The sequence below is a fragment of the Marinomonas sp. 63XJN7_9_ISO-PGPR-S23-217 genome, assembly GCF_056173515.1.
This window is the reverse complement of sequence record NZ_CM149678.1, coordinates 3,521,011-3,536,819: the sequence shown is the minus strand read 5'-3', so window position 1 is coordinate 3,536,819 and position 15,809 is coordinate 3,521,011. Positions and strand designations below refer to the sequence as shown.

General features: G+C 43.1%; 14 protein-coding genes. 8 read left to right on the top strand and 6 right to left on the bottom strand.

Annotation, left to right across the window (positions count from 1 at the left end; translation table 11 throughout):
• The first annotated feature begins 1 nt into the window (after window position 1).
• From fadA to AC0VYI_RS16550, 4 genes are all read left to right on the top strand, one after another.
• Entirely contained in the window at window positions 2-1,177 is a 1,176-nt protein-coding gene (gene fadA, locus AC0VYI_RS16565; RefSeq protein WP_475444238.1) for an acetyl-CoA C-acyltransferase FadA, read from the top strand.
• Window positions 1,178-1,505: 328 nt separating this feature from the next.
• Window positions 1,506-3,719 carry a catalase/peroxidase HPI gene (gene katG, locus AC0VYI_RS16560; RefSeq protein WP_475444236.1) on the top strand — a complete coding sequence of 738 codons (2,214 nt, stop codon included), beginning with the start codon at window positions 1,506-1,508 and terminating at the stop codon, window positions 3,717-3,719.
• 393 nt (window positions 3,720-4,112) lie between these two features.
• Window positions 4,113-5,417, top strand: a complete 1,305-nt coding sequence (gene fucP / locus AC0VYI_RS16555) for an L-fucose:H+ symporter permease (RefSeq protein WP_199475340.1) — start codon at window positions 4,113-4,115, stop codon at window positions 5,415-5,417.
• Between the two features lie 234 nt (window positions 5,418-5,651).
• A complete protein-coding gene (locus tag AC0VYI_RS16550; RefSeq protein ID WP_475444235.1) occupies window positions 5,652-6,161 on the top strand; it encodes a DUF2127 domain-containing protein in 510 nt (169 codons plus the stop codon).
• A 66-nt stretch (window positions 6,162-6,227) separates the two neighbouring features.
• Here AC0VYI_RS16550 and AC0VYI_RS16545 read toward each other — a convergent pair whose 3' ends face one another.
• Window positions 6,228-6,989: a fructosamine kinase family protein gene (locus AC0VYI_RS16545; RefSeq protein WP_475444233.1), complete on the bottom strand. Its 762-nt coding sequence runs from the start codon at window positions 6,987-6,989 to the stop codon at window positions 6,228-6,230.
• A gap of 316 nt (window positions 6,990-7,305) precedes the next feature.
• On the opposite strand from AC0VYI_RS16545, the gene hpxO reads away from it, so the two are divergent.
• Window positions 7,306-8,460 carry an FAD-dependent urate hydroxylase HpxO gene (hpxO, locus tag AC0VYI_RS16540; RefSeq protein ID WP_475444232.1) on the top strand — a complete coding sequence of 385 codons (1,155 nt, stop codon included), beginning with the start codon at window positions 7,306-7,308 and terminating at the stop codon, window positions 8,458-8,460.
• A 229-nt stretch (window positions 8,461-8,689) separates the two neighbouring features.
• Here the strand turns inward: hpxO and AC0VYI_RS16535 are convergent, their stop codons facing one another.
• From AC0VYI_RS16535 to AC0VYI_RS16525, 3 genes are all read right to left on the bottom strand, one after another.
• Entirely contained in the window at window positions 8,690-10,033 is a 1,344-nt protein-coding gene (locus AC0VYI_RS16535) for an IS1182 family transposase (protein WP_475443365.1), read from the bottom strand.
• Window positions 10,034-10,131: 98 nt separating this feature from the next.
• The gene (locus AC0VYI_RS16530) at window positions 10,132-11,439 is read right to left on the bottom strand and encodes an ammonium transporter (RefSeq protein ID WP_233407576.1); all 1,308 of its coding nucleotides are present in this window, start codon (window positions 11,437-11,439) and stop codon (window positions 10,132-10,134) included.
• Between the two features lie 54 nt (window positions 11,440-11,493).
• Window positions 11,494-11,832, bottom strand: a complete 339-nt coding sequence (locus AC0VYI_RS16525) for a P-II family nitrogen regulator (RefSeq protein ID WP_199475344.1) — start codon at window positions 11,830-11,832, stop codon at window positions 11,494-11,496.
• A 497-nt stretch (window positions 11,833-12,329) separates the two neighbouring features.
• On the opposite strand from AC0VYI_RS16525, the gene AC0VYI_RS16520 reads away from it, so the two are divergent.
• Both AC0VYI_RS16520 and AC0VYI_RS16515 read left to right on the top strand, forming a co-directional pair.
• Window positions 12,330-12,608 carry an acyltransferase family protein gene (locus AC0VYI_RS16520; protein WP_475444229.1) on the top strand — a complete coding sequence of 93 codons (279 nt, stop codon included), beginning with the start codon at window positions 12,330-12,332 and terminating at the stop codon, window positions 12,606-12,608.
• Window positions 12,609-12,738: 130 nt separating this feature from the next.
• Window positions 12,739-13,287: a hypothetical protein gene (locus AC0VYI_RS16515; RefSeq protein ID WP_475444227.1), complete on the top strand. Its 549-nt coding sequence runs from the start codon at window positions 12,739-12,741 to the stop codon at window positions 13,285-13,287.
• A gap of 65 nt (window positions 13,288-13,352) precedes the next feature.
• On the opposite strand, the gene AC0VYI_RS16510 is transcribed toward AC0VYI_RS16515, so the two are convergent.
• Complete coding sequence (locus AC0VYI_RS16510; protein WP_475444225.1) at window positions 13,353-14,423, bottom strand: FAD:protein FMN transferase; 1,071 nt, start codon at window positions 14,421-14,423, stop codon at window positions 13,353-13,355.
• Window positions 14,424-14,557: 134 nt separating this feature from the next.
• Window positions 14,558-15,181 (bottom strand): MarC family protein, encoded by a 624-nt coding sequence (locus tag AC0VYI_RS16505; protein WP_475444224.1) that lies wholly within the window; start codon window positions 15,179-15,181, stop codon window positions 14,558-14,560.
• A 280-nt stretch (window positions 15,182-15,461) separates the two neighbouring features.
• On the opposite strand from AC0VYI_RS16505, the gene AC0VYI_RS16500 reads away from it, so the two are divergent.
• Entirely contained in the window at window positions 15,462-15,749 is a 288-nt protein-coding gene (locus tag AC0VYI_RS16500) for a hypothetical protein (protein WP_475444222.1), read from the top strand.
• The last annotated feature ends 60 nt before the right edge of the window (window positions 15,750-15,809 follow it).

Genomic DNA, 15,809 nt, shown 5'->3' with positions numbered 1-15,809 from the left:
TATGAAACTCAATCCAAATGATGTAGTCATTATTGACGCAGTTCGATCCCCTATGGGCAAGACGAAAAACGGTGTTTTTCGTCACGTCCGAGCCGAGAACCTATCGGCAGCTTTGGTAAAGGCATTATTCAAACGCAATCCGAAAGTGGATCCGAAAGAGGTGGAAGATCTGATCTGGGGATGTGTCAATCAGACTTTAGAGCAGGGGTTTAACGTTGCTCGTGCGATTTCATTATTGGCAGGCTTACCGATTACAACGGCGGCTCAAACCGTGAATCGTTTGTGTGGTTCGTCGATGTCAGCCATTCATACAGCGTCGCAAGCCATCATGACAGGGCAAGGTGATGTTTTCGTTGTGGGTGGTGTCGAGCATATGGGCCACGTTGGCATGATGCATGGTGTTGATGTTAACCCAGCATTATCCAAACATATGGCGAAAGCCTCTATGATGATGGGAGTGACCGCCGAAATGCTTGGTAAAATGCATGGTGTGAGCCGAGAGGCTCAAGATGCTTTTGCTGTTCGCTCCCATCGGCTGGCCTATGAAGCAACCCAACAAGGTCGCTTTAAAAACGAAATCGTGCCTATTGAGGGCCATGATGCTGATGGCAATAAAATACTGGTTGAAGTGGATGAGGTCATTCGTCCTGAGACCTCGATGGAATCCTTAGCGTCACTGCCTCCAGTTTTTATGCCGAAAGTCGGTACGGTGACGGCAGGAACATCATCGGCCTTATCGGATGGGGCATCGGCCATGTTAATGATGTCGGCTAAAAAGGCTCAAGAGCTTGGACTGACACCGATTGCTCGTGTCCGCAGTATGGGCGTGGCGGGATGTGATCCAGCGATCATGGGATATGGGCCTGTTCCTGCCACGAAAAAAGCACTAAAACGCGCTGGACTAACCATAGACGACATTGAGATTGTAGAGCTGAACGAGGCATTTGCGGCTCAATCTATTCCGGTTTTAAAAGACTTGAAATTGCTGGATATAGTCGATGAAAAAGTGAACCTGAATGGTGGTGCCATTGCGCTTGGGCACCCATTGGGCTGCTCTGGTACGCGTATTTCGACCACTTTGCTCAATGTCATGACAGAAAAAGATGCAACCATTGGTCTGGCGACCATGTGTATTGGAATGGGGCAGGGTATCGCGACGGTCTTTGAAAGAATTTAGCAATCTTCTTGTTTTTAAACTTTAAACCTCGCTTCGGCGAGGTTTTTTTTACTTCTATTTCAACAAGGGAGACTATTCTAGAGTGATAGTGCGCATGGAATAAGCATCGTGCTCTTACGCTTTTTTACATCGAATTGACGCTCGCTCGACTATCCTTAGATTCTATTTGTAACCTACGGCAGGTAGACTATTAACTTATTAGTCTAAATTTATTAGATGTATTTTTTTTGAAAGGCTATAACTATTATACAAGATGCAACGTAAGCAGAGTTGCTTAATAACGAGTCGAGCAATACATAAGCGAAAACAAAAAACAGGAGAGTAACCAATGTCTAATGAGAGCAAATGCCCTTTTAATCATACTGCAGTTGGCAGCAATGGCTCAACAGGTCGTGGTACGTCTAACAAGGAGTGGTGGCCTAACCAATTAAACCTTCGTATCCTTCACCAACATTCTAATAAATCTAACCCAATGGGGACAGATTTTAATTACGCTGAAGCGTTCAAAACTTTAGACCTTGAGGCACTTCGTAAAGATCTAATGGATCTAATGACAGATTCTCAAGAGTGGTGGCCAGCCGATTATGGTCACTATGGTCCTTTCTTTATTCGTATGGCTTGGCACAGTGCGGGGACTTACCGTACTGCAGATGGCCGTGGCGGTTCCGCGACGGGATCTCAACGTTTCGCGCCATTAAACAGCTGGCCAGATAACGTTAACTTGGATAAAGCGCGTCGTTTGCTTTGGCCGATTAAACAAAAATACGGCAGCAAAATCTCTTGGGCAGATCTGATGATTTTGACTGGTAACTGTGCATTAGAATCTATGGGCTTTAAAACCTTTGGTTTTGGTGGTGGTCGTGCTGATATTTGGGAACCAGAAGAAGACATCTACTGGGGAGCAGAGCAAGAATGGTTAGAACTGAGTGGTGGTGAAAAAAGTCGCTATTCTGGTGAGCGTGATCTAGAAAACCCTCTTGCGGCAGTACAAATGGGGTTAATTTATGTGAACCCTGAAGGGCCTGATGGAAAACCTGATCCATTAGCTTCCGCTGTTGATATTCGTGATACCTTTGCCCGTATGGCAATGAATGACGAAGAAACTGTTGCTTTGATTGCTGGTGGTCATACATTTGGTAAAACGCACGGTGCGGGTGATGCTGCTCAGGTTGGCCCAGAACCAGAAGCGGCTGGTATTACTCAACAAGGTCTAGGCTGGAGCAACAGCATGGGCTCTGGTAAAGGGGTTGATACCATTTCTAGTGGTCTAGAAGGCGCTTGGACTCCAGACCCAATTAAATGGGATAACGGTTATTTCGATACATTGCTTGGTTACGATTGGGAATTGACTAAGAGCCCAGCTGGCGCTTACCAATGGACACCAAAAGATGGTGCTCTAGCGAATGCTGTTCCTGATGCTCATGATCCTGCTCGTCGCCATGCACCAATGATGGCGACGTCTGATATCGCCTTGAAAGAAGATCCTGCTTACAAAGTGATTTCTGAGCGTTTCCATAAAGACCCTGAGTACTTTGCTGATGTATTCGCGCGTGCTTGGTTTAAATTGACTCACCGTGATATGGGGCCAACCAGTCGTTACCTTGGTCACTTGGTGCCAAAAGAAGAGTTGATTTGGCAAGATCCGATTCCAGCGGTGACTCATGAGTTGGTAGGTGATAAAGAAGTTGCCGATCTTAAAGCTAAGATTGCGGACTCTGGTTTGAGTGTGGCTCAGCTAGTCTCCACTGCATGGGCATCTGCTTCGACTTACCGTGGTTCTGATATGCGTGGTGGTGCCAATGGTGCTCGTATTCGTTTAGCACCTCAAAAAGATTGGGCGGTTAACCAACCTGCTCAATTGGCAACAGTATTGAGCAAGCTAGAAGGCATTCAACAAGCCTTTAACAGCGCGAACACAAGCAAACAAATTTCGTTGGCGGATTTGATTGTGCTTGCTGGTAATGTTGGTGTTGAACAAGCGGCGAAAAAAGCTGGAAAAACGGTATCTGTGCCATTTACTCCAGGCCGCGCGGATGCTACTCAAGAGCAGACTGATGTTGAGTCGTTCGATGTACTTGAGCCCATTGCTGATGGATTCCGTAATTACCAAAAAGGTCGTTTTACGGTTACAACAGAAGAGTTATTGGTCGATCGTGCTCAACTGCTAACATTGACCGCACCAGAAATGACCGTATTGGTGGGTGGTTTGCGAGTGTTGAACGCAAATACAGACCAATCCCAACACGGTGTTTTCACAGACCGTGCTGAAACATTGACCAATGACTTCTTCGTTAATTTGTTGGACATGGGCACAACGTGGAAATCGCTTTCCAATGATGAAATGGAATTTGAAGGGCGTGATCGCCAGTCAGGTTCGGTTAAGTGGACCGCAACGCGTGCGGACTTAATCTTCGGTTCCAATTCGCAGTTGCGAGCATTGGCTGAGGTATATGCGTCTTCTGATGCTGAAGATCGTTTCGTCAATGATTTTGTTGCAGCTTGGGCAAAAGTTATGGAGTTGGATCGCTTTGATCTAGCTTAATTGGGCTCATTTTAATCGGCTTTTACTCTTTAAAGTGATAATAGGGTAAAAACTAACCAATCAAAACCCACTAAGTTTCGTCTTAGTGGGTTTTTTTATGGAGGTCACGCTGACCGAGTCGTTGTTAATTATATGGATTCTTTTTATTTGCACATTTTTGGCGCTCTGTTCATCTTGTGTAATAACTGGGCTTGTATAGTCCAGCCTCTAAATACCCTAGGACAGCAAAATAACGCTTGGCCATAGGTAAGTAAGGTACGAATAAGTAGCCTAAGTGTTAGTGATGTTACCTGTATTAGAGAGGATGATCTGATCACCTCTTGCTTTCTAATGATGAGCTGAATACCGCAACAAACTAGCGAATAAGAACCTCGAGAAGATGTTTATTACAATATGAATAATCTACAAACTGAAACCTCAAAAACCCCTTTTGTGTATTCCAATATGAAACTGGCCTTCATTTTATTGATTACCTGTTTCACTGCTTGGGGGGTGGCTGCAAACATGACAGACCCTCTGGTAAAAGTATTTAGCCAAATCTTTACCATGAGTAATCTTGAGTCGGCACTGGTTCAATTTGCTTATTATGGCGCATATTTTTGTCTGGCATTACCTGCTGCATTTATTAACGTACGTTTTTCTTATAAAACGGGTGTATTGACAGGTCTTGGTCTAGCGACGCTTGGCGCGTTATCGTTTTACCCTGCTAGTGTCTCAATGACATATGGCGCTTTTCTGGCTGCCTTGTTTATTTTAGCGGCTGGCTTGTCTATTCTCGAGACGTCGGCAAACCCATTTGTGATGGCGATGGGGCCAAAGTTGACGGCCACTCGACGTCTAAATCTTGCTCAAGCGTTTAACCCAGTGGGGACCAATATTGGTGTTTTGTTAGCATCGACTTTGATTTTGCCAAACTTAAACCCTGCCACCGCTGAGCAGCGTGCCGCCATGGCACCTCAGGCTCTAGCTGCCATTCAGCATTCTGAGTTGGATGCGGTGATGACCCCTTACGTCGGTATGGCATTCTTCCTGATTATTATCTGGATTATGATTGCGTTGGTTAAGCTACCCAAGTCTGAAAAAGTGGCTGAAAAAGTCGATCTTACCGATAAAGATCATTATGGTTTTATTGCCACCTTGGGTCGTTTGATTAAACTTCCAAACTATCGCTGGGGGGTGATCGCTCAGTTCTTTAATGTTGCTGGTCAGACCTGTACTTGGACCTTCACTATTCAATACGTTCAGTCTGCGATGGGGGGCAGTGCTACCCATGCCAGTGATTATCTTCAGTACAGCTTGCTCGTGTTTCTTGTTTCTCGCTTTGTCATGACATGGTTGATCGGTATTTTCCGTCCAACGCTTTTGTTGGGTGTTATGGCACTATTAGGTACCGCTTTGTGTGTGTATGCAGCAATTAACCCTGGTATGTCAGGTGTATGGGCGATTGTCATGATTTCTGCCAGTTTGTCTTTGATGTTTCCAACGATTTACGGCGTGGCATTAAACGGCCTAGGTAAAGATGCTAAATTTGGCTCTGCTGGCCTTGTTATGGCGATCCTTGGTGGGGCGATTATGCCGGTAGTTCAAGGCGGGGTGATTGATTCTTATGGTGCTGCCATGTCTTATATTGTGCCGGGTATTTGCTTCCTCGTTGTGTCTTTTTATGGTTTCTCTTCAATGAAGCGCGTAAAAGACTGATTAATAATATTTCTTTCACGTCATTCGTGGTTAGATTAGAGCCCAAACTCATTTCAATGAGTTTGGGCTTTTTTGACCCCGCTTTCTAAGAGAGGTTTGTTATTAAAGTGTCATGATTGATTGTGTTTTATGTAAAATTGTGGTTTTTTCTTTTTGACGGTAAGCGTCTCTTTATAGAATGAGCGCCTATATTTTTCTGCCTTTGAGCATTCTTTTTGATAGTAAGAGTCGTATATGAAATTTTCAGGTCTTAAGACCATTGCTTTTCTTGAGGCATTAAAAGGGGCGGCAGCCTTGTTGCTCGCAATTGGTATCCATATCTTGGAAGGCGTTAATTTACATGTTGAGGTGTTAAAGTTATTAACCCATTTGCACTGGAATGCTGATGGCCATTATGCGCAGATGTTGTTGCATGCGGTTGATGGTTTAACTCACTCCAGTTTTACGCTGGTGACTGTGATTGCTGTATTTTATGCCTTAGTGCGTTTTGTAGAGGCTTATGGTTTGTGGCACGAAATGCGTTGGACTGAATGGTTTGCCTTTTTGAGTGGTGCGGTGTATTTGCCTTTTGAGTTTTATGAAATCATAAAAGATCCGAATCTCGTGACTGGGGCGGTATTGGGTATTAACTTGATTGTCGTTGCTTACATGTACACGATTTTGAAAAAACATCCAGATGGTAAAAAGCATACAGGTGGTAAAAAACACCCAGATGGTAAAAGCCAGCGATTAGTTGAGGAATGATAAGAGACTTTCGCCTCCTGATATACAGGAGGTGCGATTTAAATACGTTGAAACAGGCCGAGTCCACTATAGATTCAGCCTGTCAATTGATTGAAAACAACGCTCACAGTCGCTTAAATAGCTAGCACCAAATAGATTATAGTGGTTTAAATAGTGGTAAAGGTTGTAGATATCACGTTTGATTGCGTAGTGTTCAGAACGGGGAAGTATTGCGTGATATGAGCGATAAAACGCCTCGCTAAAGCCACCAAATAGTTCCGTCATGGCAATGTCGACCTCGTTATCACCTTGGTAAATAGCGGGGTCTATTAGCCACACATCTTGTTCATCAAACAGAACATTGCCAGACCACAAATCACCATGGAGCATCGTTGGCTGATGGCAATGTCGATTTAAAAAATCAATCAAATGTGCTTTTTGCTTATCTAGTTGGTTTTGAAATTGCTCAGCCACACTGGCGTTTTTGACCATTTGAATTTGAGCTTCGAGACGATAAGAAACATAAAAAGCCCCCCAATTATCCGACCAATTATTATATTGTGGGTTAAGTCCAATATAATTGTCGTGATCGAGGCCGTAACGTTTTAGTGGATGAGAATGAAGCATGGCAAGGCCTCTGCCTAGTTGAGCCATTTGTTGTTCGCTGGCATGGGTTTGCTTAATCGCTTGCATGCTAATGGTGTCTTTATCTGCAAAGTAGACTTGTGGAATGCGAAGTAGCCTAATGCCCGTATTGTCGAGCAACGTCCGCAACCGTTCCAGACCTACTTTCTCTTTGATTAACTGGTCTCGATAAAGACTTCGATTTTTCTTTTCATGGACTGTCATTGTTATTTTTGTCCTCTAGTGCTGTTAACGCTTTGAAGTTTAAATTGCCATGACTTGACTAAACTAGCAAGTGGGTTTATGGGGAAAATCAATTCGATAGTTTTTATTTATAGATAAATAATATTAGTCTAAGTTTGCTTGATGTAAGGCACTTATATCTTCCTTAGATTTGCGTTATCGTCAGACTATGGAAACAAATGTTTCGGAATTCTAATTATTAAAAATAAATATCTTTTTCATTCAGGTGCGCTGAATCAGTAAGTGGTTGGAACGCATTGTGCTTTGTGAGGATATCGATCATAAGAGGATAGAAAGCATGAAAGCATTGATTATTGGCGCGGGCATCGGTGGTATGTCAGCCGCAGCCGCCTTAAAGCAGCAAGGTGTTGATTGTGATGTTTTTGAAGCAGTAAAAGAGATTAAGCCTGTTGGAGCGGCCATTTCAGTCTGGTCTAACGGGGTGAAATGTATGAATCATTTAGGGATGGGGCACATTATGGATGATCTTGGTGGGCCTATGCGAGCGATGGCGTACCAAGATGGCAAGTCTGGAGAGGTCATGACCCAGTTTAGTCTCATGCCCTTGATTGAGGCGGTGGGAGAACGACCTTGTCCTGTTGCTCGTGCTGGGCTGCAAGTACAGATGATTGATCATTGGGGAAGAGATCAGGTGCAATTTGCCAAACGACTGGAGCGTGTTGAACAAACCGATACCGGCGTGGTCGCTCATTTTACTGATGGCAGTATTGCTCATGGGGATTTTATGATTGCCGCCGATGGTGCACATTCTGTTGCTCGGTCCCATGTCCTTGGTTATCAAATTCAGCGACGTTACGCAGGGTACGTTAATTGGAATGGCTTGGTGAAAGCGGATGAAGAAATAGCGCCATTAGAGCAATGGACGACCTTTGTTGGTGATGGGAAGCGTGTATCAGTGATGCCGATTGCAGGAGGGCAGTTTTACTTTTTCTTTGATGTCCCATTACCTCTTGGCTTACCAGAAGACCGTGCGACAGTAAAAGAGAATCTAAAAAACTACTTCGAAGGGTGGGCCGATCCGGTACAACTTTTGATCGAGAGAATTGATCCTGAAACGACAAATCGTATTGAAATCCACGATATTGAACCTTTTAGTAGTTTTGTTAAAGGTCGTGTTGCGTTGTTGGGAGATTCTGCGCATTCCACTACGCCGGACATTGGGCAAGGTGGCTGTTCTGCAATGGAAGATGCCGTCGTACTGGGGCAATGTTTTGCTAAAACAAAGGAGGTAAAAGAAGCGTTATTACAGTATCAAAGCTTACGTCATGAGAGAGCCAAAGATCTAGTGTTAAAGGCCCGTAAGCGTTGTGATGTGACCCATGGAAAAGACATGTTGGTAACGCAAGCTTGGTATGATGAATTAAGACAAGAGACAGGTGAAAACATTATAGCTGGTCTTAAGGATACTATTTTAGGCGGCCCTTTAGGTTAAATTCGCACTTTATAAATTACTGAACAAAAAGAAAAAGGGCGCTCTTGTAAGCGCCCTCAGGTTACTGATAAACCCCAGTTTTTTGCTGGGGTTTTATTTTTCTGAGTCTTTTGCTCACATTCCTTCCTAAGTGACTCAAGATATCTCATTAGTTACTTAGAGCTCTTTGAGGCCTTTTATTAAGGCTCTGACTATCGATTTCGTCATTTTTTTGAACAAATAAAAGCCTCTAGCTAAGCATTAAGGCTATCTTTTTCATATTTTGGGCGGCTGCCGTTAATAGACATTGAGAAGCTACTTTATCTGTTCCTCGAAATCGTGCATATCGATAGCCATGCAGCTCTTTTGCGTCGGCAAAACTTCGTTCCACGGTTTCCTTTCGTCTGGCATAAATGACTTTGCCTAATGGGGTTAGCCGATGGGCATTGATGCGTTCTTTGCTATCTTCCCAAACATGACGCGTAATGGTTTTGACCGATTTTTTGTTTGTGGTGCAGCGGTGCTTTTCTGGGCAGTTCGCGCAGATCAGGCTATCTGAGTCGTAGTGACGGTAACCTTCTCGAGAAGTGGTTTTGTAAATGAGTTTTTCACCTTGCGGACAGAAGTAGACATCTTGTTCCCTGTCGTACTTGTATTCGCGTTTATAGAAGAAGCCTTTCTTGTGATTAGGACGACGATAGCCCATCACGGCATAGATATGTCGTTCTTCTAACCCATGACAAACTGCCGAGGTAAAGTACCCCGCATCGACTCCGACCGATGTGATGAAAAGCTTAAAGCGTTCTTTGATTCGGTCCAATCGCTCTAAATAAGGGACAGCATCGTGGACATTGCCTGCGGTGACGTGTACGTCAGTAATAATGTTGCAACGTGCATCAACCGTTCGGTGATCTAAGTAGAAGAACCCTTTGGGCTTAGTATCTCGTACCATATAGCCACTCTCTGGATCCGTCGTACTCTGCTTGATTTCACGACTCTCCACCTTGTTTTTTTCAGGTGGTAAAGGCTTTTTTCCATGAACGAGTCGATCCTCCTCAACGGCCTTATCGAGCTCATCCATATACGCCTGTCGGGACTGTTCAACCACTACTTTTTCAAAATGCTTTTTGTTCGCATTGGCTTTAAGGTGTGTGGAGTCCGTATAAAAGGTGTTTCCGCCAACTAACTTGTGTTTTATAGCCTGGAGTACGATCTCATCAAAGATCTTTTGATAGATATCGGATTCCTTAAAACGACGTGTGCGGTTTGCACTCAAAGTGGAAGCATCGGGAATTTTGTCAGTCAGGCCTAAACCTAAGAACCAACGATAAGCGACATTAACTTGAACCTCTCTAATCAACTGACGTTCACTACGAATACCAAAAAGGTAGCCAATAAATAGCAACTTAAACATGAGAGTAGGATCGAGAGCGGGACGACCGTTATCCGCGCAATAAAAATCCTTCACAAGATCATGTAGAAAGGAAAAATCAATAATTCGATCAATCTTGCGAAGCAAGTGATCACTGGGGACGAGCTCGTCGATGGAAACAAACTCTAAAGTAGACTGGGTTTGAGGGCGTTCTTTAAGCATGCCGTTATTATAAAAAATCCCCGCCGAATGGCGAGGACTTTATCAGCAGTCTGAGGGCGCTCTTGTAAGCGCCCTTTAGATATTTGTGCTGGCAGTGATTATTCGTATAGCTGCTCGCCATGTAGAGATGTATCAAGGCCTTCGGTTTCTTCTTCTTCAGTTACTCGGATGCCCATAACCATATCAATTGCTTTAATGATGATAAAGGTCATAATCGCATCGTAAATAATGGTAAAGCCTACCCCTTTTGCCTGAATAATCACTTGGCTAAGAATACTGCCGTGTGCATTATCATTCAGGCCAGCACCGCCGAATATGGCCGCTGAGAATACGCCAGTTAGTAGTGCGCCAATAATGCCTCCTACCGCATGAACACCAAAAGCGTCCAATGAGTCATCGTAGCCAAGCATTTTTTTCAGGTAGACAGAAGACCAGAAAGTACCAAGACCTGCTGCGATACCAATTGCGAACGCACCGATTGGTCCTACAAAGCCTGATGCTGGGGTAATCGCTACAAGACCGGCAACCGCACCTGAACTCATACCGAGAAGAGTTGGTTTGCCGCGAGCTGCCCATTCAACAAACATCCAAGCCATTGCTGCAACCCCTGTTGCAATTTGTGTCACGGCCATCGCCATGCCCGCTGTACCGTCTGCTGCTAACTCAGAACCCGCGTTGAAGCCAAACCAGCCGACCCACAGAAGAGACGCACCAACCATGGTATAGACAAGGTTAACGGGAGGCATTGCTGTTTTTCCATAGCCTTTACGTTTGCCAAGTACTAGTGCTGCAACTAAACCTGCGACACCCGCATTAATGTGCACAACGGTACCGCCTGCAAAATCTTGCACGCCGTCGCCACCGAGCCAACCGCCACCCCAAACCATGTGAGCAATAGGGGAGTAAACTAACAAGGACCACAAACCCATAAACCATAGCATGGCAGAAAACTTCATTCGTTCTACAACGGCACCAATAATCAAGGCCGGTGTGATGATTGCGAAGGTCATCTGAAAGGTCATGAATACCGATTCAGGAATAGAGCCACTTAACGTTTTATAACCAATACCGTTTAGAAACAGTGCACTTAGGTTACCAATAAACGCACCATCGCCTTTAAAAGCAAGCGAGTAACCAGCGATTGACCAAATAATGGTAATCAAGCAGGTGATAGCGAAAGTCGCGGCGGCAACAGACAGTAGGTTTTTACGGCGCACCATACCGCCGTAGAAGAGGGCAACACCCGGAATAGTCATCAATAGCACCAACGCTGTTGATGCCATCATCCACGAGGTATTCCCACTATCAAGGCTAGGTGTATCAGCCATTGCTTGGGAGGGAATCATCCATAGACTAAGTAGAGATAGAGCTCCACCTATGGTCGGTATTAGTCTTTTAATGTTCATCAATATTGCCTCTGTTTTAGCTATATTTATGGTAGGGGGATGTGTTATTGATTATTAGAGAGCATCAGAGTCGGTTTCTCCGGTGCGGATCCGAATAGCCTTCTCAAGTGTCAATACAAAGATTTTGCCGTCGCCAATTTTGCCTGTATTAGCTGATTGGCAGATAACATCCATAGCCTTATCAACTAATGCGTCATCTAAGGCGACTTCAATTTTTACTTTTGGCAAAAAATCAACGACATATTCGGCGCCACGATACAATTCTGTATGCCCTTTTTGTCGTCCAAAGCCTTTGACTTCTGTTACGGTAATACCACGAACACCTATTTCGGAGAGTCCCTCACGAACTTCATCAAGTTTAAATGGCTTGATGATAGCAATAAGCAGTTTCATATATGCCTCCTGAGATTTCTTATTTTCTAACGCGACAAAGAAATGTGTTTTTATGTGACTAATTATTCCTATAGCAGACACCGTGCCATATGTGCTGTTTACATAAAAATTAAAGCAACCCATGATGTTTTCTAGGGATCAAAAGGATAAAACGTGTCAAAATAGCGCTTCATTATTTGTTTTTGCCCTAACATGGAGCGTTTTATGGAGAGGTGTTGCTCTTTTTTGGTGCTATAAATGATGGTAAATTGTCATTATTTCGTATGATTTGAGTAAAATATAAGAAAATATGAACACTTGTTCAATTTTCAATGTGTCGGTTTTTTTAGAGCAGCCGTTTATGCCTAAATTCAGAAGTAAGCACTGCTGTTTCAGGGCAGTAAATTTTATTCCCTTTACTTTACATCTTCCTTTTTCATTTTTACGTGTCCTTGATTGCGTCCATGACCATCGGAAAATAGAGTATATAGATTGATAAAAATACATAGGTTATGGTTTTGGAACGAAATGCTTCTCTGGATATTCTAAAATTAGTGATGGCTTTTATGGTGGTTGCATTACACGCTGGTTTTTTATCTCAGGTGAATGCATTAATGAGCTATTTAACGGTTCAAGGACTGTTTAGAATGGTTGTGCCCGTTTTTTTGGTGATTAATGGTTTTTTCTTCTTTTCGGTTGTTTCTACTGATAAGCATCCATCTTGGTTTAAAAGAATCGCCATTCTCTACATCCTCTGGATGACCTTATATTCTGTGTTTTGGTGGCAAACGGCCTGACGGTTCTTGGGGAAGTCTTCTACGGTTATCTGAGACCTTGATATTTGGATATTATCATCTCTGGTATTTGTCCGGTATGTTGCTGGGGGCTGGGTTGCTATAATGTTTAAGGTATGCCTCTAGTGCTTGTTTGTTGGCCTGTGTTATTGTGACATTTTTGCTCGGCGTGTTTATCCAATATGCTGCCAATTATCAGTGGTTTCATAGTGCTTATATTAATAAAATTTTGATGTTTACACCGCTTCACCGAGGGCCACTACTGCTTTCTTTTCCGTTTTTAAGCATTGGTTTTTTGATTCACAAGCACGCATTGCATCGCGCAATTTCCTTACGTTTCATTATTGTTTTAAGTGTATGTGGTGTACTCGCTTTATTGGCTGAGTCCTACGTTGATTTTTTATTAACTCATGGTCAAAAGGGGTTTGATAATTTTCTCTCTTTGATTATTGTCTGTCCGGCAATTTTTCTACTTTGTATGAAAATGACAATGCCATTTGATAGTAAAAAAATTGCTTTATATTCTTCAGCTGTTTTCTTTGTTCATTTGTTCTTCTTAAATATCCTACGCAGTGAGACCAATCTTAGTGGTATAAAACTGATGTTGTCGACAATACCACTGACACTTGTGGCCGCTTTTTTTCTGATTAGGTTAAATGCTAGATGGAAGTATCTCTTGTAAGAATTGTTCGGTTATGAAGAGAAGTTGAGTAAATTCATTTACTCAACTTCTTATTGTGACTCAGGTTATTTGTCGAATTTGACACGCTTACTAGAAGATAAGGCTTCACTCTCTGAGTTTACAAATTTGCCATTTTTATGTTCGATAAAGAACACTTCGAGATGTTGTTTCTTGGCTATTTTAGCCCCTTCGACAGGTCCAAGACATAGCATTGTGGTTGCCCAAGCATCGCTGATTCTTGGATTTGTACCGAAAACAGAGGCAGAAACCAAATCGTGAGTAACAGGGCGGCCAGTGCTTGGATTCAGAATATGTGAGTATTCTACCCCTTTATCGTCAAAGTAATGGTTATACGTTCCGGATGTATCTAGTGTGACGCCTTTTTCATCTTCGATGGTAATGATCTTATACACTTTTTGTGAACCATCTTTTTCTTTGATAGGGCGTTGAATGGCGATACGCCATTTTTTACCATCTGGTTTGTGGCCTTTGATTTTCATGTCGCCACCAAATTCAACGAGATAGTTATTGATTCCTTTCAATTCAAGTATCTTACTCAGTTTACCTATGGTGTAGCCTTCACCCATGGAAGAGAAATCCAATTGGACTAACGGGTTTGTCTTGCGAATAAGTTTATCTTTTTCGTCAACTTGGATTTTATCCAGTCCCATATCCGCTTTTGTTGCCGCTATTTCTGCGTCCGTTGGTACATGGAGAGTGTCTTTTTTAAAGCCCCATAAATCAAATAGGGGACCGATGGTTGGGTCGTAACAACCTTCTGATTTTTTATTGATGTCTTTGGCGATGTTGATCAAGTCAATAAAATCTTGGGAAGCTGGCTGCCATTTTGTTGATGGGCTGCTATTGAATTCGGAAATGTAGGAGTCTGGTCGATAAGTCGATAATTCTTTGTCGATCTGTGCCAAGGTAGTATTGAAAGAAGATTCCACCTCATCAGTTGGTACCTTCTTCTTCGACCAAAAGGTGATATGGTAAGTGGTACCTTGGGCATAGCCCTCAATATGTTGTTCTTGTGGTGGTTTGCTGCAGCCAGTTAGCAAACTGGCGGCGAAAATAATGGCGGTTAACCCAATAATAGAGGGGCACTTTGAACGATGTAGAGTTGAAGTTTGCATGAAGTTCTGTCCACAGAAAATTGGAACAGGCAGTTTACCAGTCAGCACCATGTAACTCTAGGGATATTGGGGAGTGATCATAAAGATACAAATCAGTCCCCTTTGTTACCTAACGCTTGGTACTGCTGGTATTTTTAGCTAATGTGGATTGCTACGTTTATTCCTGTGATGAGCATCTGTACCCCGATAACGGCAAGAATCAGCCCCATTAAGCGAGTGATCATAGTCAGTCCGCTTTGACTGACTAAAGAGAGTATTTTTGAGCTGAAAATAAAGCAGAAAAAAGTAATAAAACACAGAGCAAGAAAGACTGACACGGTAATAACGATTTCTTGCCAGCCACCAGCGGCAGAATAATTCATTGCGGTTGCGATGGTGCCCGGGCCTGCAAGCAGTGGCACTGCTAAAGGAGAAACAGCCTCGTCTGATTCGTTCGAGTCGTCATTATCTTCCGGGCTGTGGAGTTTTGAACTTTCCCCGTGAAGCATTTGATAGCCCACCAAAAAGATCAAACACCCACCTGTTATTCTCAAGGCGGGTAAGGTAATGCCAAACAAATGAAAAAGGGCTTTTCCTAAAACAGAAAAGACTAAAATGATTAAGAATGTCAACAGTAATGCTTTTTTGGCGACTTTGAGTTGCTCTGACTTGCTTTTATGACCTGTTAAACCAGCAAAAACAACTGTATTAGCAATGGGGTTCATAATGGCAAAAAAAGCCATAAACACAGTCAAGGCGTGTTCTAACAAAGGGTTCATTTTAGCTCACTTTTAGATCAGTGGTACGGGATTCAATTTGCAATGCCATCGAATATAGTCGTCATTTTCTAGTAATTTGGCGGTAAGGTCTACCTTTAATGATGGTTCCCTGTCAGGTTTATGATGAGAGTCGTTGAGCGAGGGGTATTCTATTAAGGTTCTTTTCATTCCCTTTGGCGCATTATTTCTTTCTGGTGTGGGCATTAGTGTTACTCTTGGTTTGCTAACAGTATTTCTATCCGCGTTGTTAATATCTGTGTTGATAAACAGGAAATCACAAATGAATGTAGAGAAAGCAAAAAAACGCATTGCCAAACGAGTAAAGATGGGCTTTAAAGGTTACCCACAGCTCACCTTAGCGTACTTTGGGGAATCCGCAGATCTTGCGAGTGATGTTGTCGCTACGTTGGTGTTAGAGGATGGTGAGCCTCCTCAAGAACAACGCTTTTCTAGCAAAGGGGATGTACGTGAGGACGAGTTCATTCAGTCGGCGTTAGTAAAAATTATTGAGCGTACAGAGGTAAAAAGTGTTCTAGAAGTCCAGGGGACGTCTATTTTTCCCCATTAAAAAAGCAAAGATTCAGGCAATGTTGACGATGGCCTGAATCGATATTAAGTGTTTTGCTTT

Bases quoted from the DNA above. Each gene is read 5' to 3' on its own strand.
- AC0VYI_RS16525 (WP_199475344.1), bottom strand. From the start codon at position 11,832: ATGAAACTGCTTATTGCTATCATCAAGCCATTTAAACTTGATGAAGTT.
- AC0VYI_RS16545 (WP_475444233.1), bottom strand. From the start codon at position 6,989: ATGACAGTCCATGAAAAGAAAAATCGAAGTCTTTATCGAGACCAGTTA.
- AC0VYI_RS16535 (WP_475443365.1), bottom strand. From the start codon at position 10,033: ATGCTTAAAGAACGCCCTCAAACCCAGTCTACTTTAGAGTTTGTTTCC.
- AC0VYI_RS16505 (WP_475444224.1), bottom strand. From the start codon at position 15,181: ATGAACCCTTTGTTAGAACACGCCTTGACTGTGTTTATGGCTTTTTTT.
- fadA (WP_475444238.1), top strand. From the start codon at position 2: ATGAAACTCAATCCAAATGATGTAGTCATTATTGACGCAGTTCGATCC.
- AC0VYI_RS16550 (WP_475444235.1), top strand. From the start codon at position 5,652: ATGAAATTTTCAGGTCTTAAGACCATTGCTTTTCTTGAGGCATTAAAA.
- fucP (WP_199475340.1), top strand. From the start codon at position 4,113: ATGAATAATCTACAAACTGAAACCTCAAAAACCCCTTTTGTGTATTCC.
- katG (WP_475444236.1), top strand. From the start codon at position 1,506: ATGTCTAATGAGAGCAAATGCCCTTTTAATCATACTGCAGTTGGCAGC.
- AC0VYI_RS16500 (WP_475444222.1), top strand. From the start codon at position 15,462: ATGAATGTAGAGAAAGCAAAAAAACGCATTGCCAAACGAGTAAAGATG.
- hpxO (WP_475444232.1), top strand. From the start codon at position 7,306: ATGAAAGCATTGATTATTGGCGCGGGCATCGGTGGTATGTCAGCCGCA.
- AC0VYI_RS16510 (WP_475444225.1), bottom strand. From the start codon at position 14,423: ATGCAAACTTCAACTCTACATCGTTCAAAGTGCCCCTCTATTATTGGG.
- AC0VYI_RS16530 (WP_233407576.1), bottom strand. From the start codon at position 11,439: ATGAACATTAAAAGACTAATACCGACCATAGGTGGAGCTCTATCTCTA.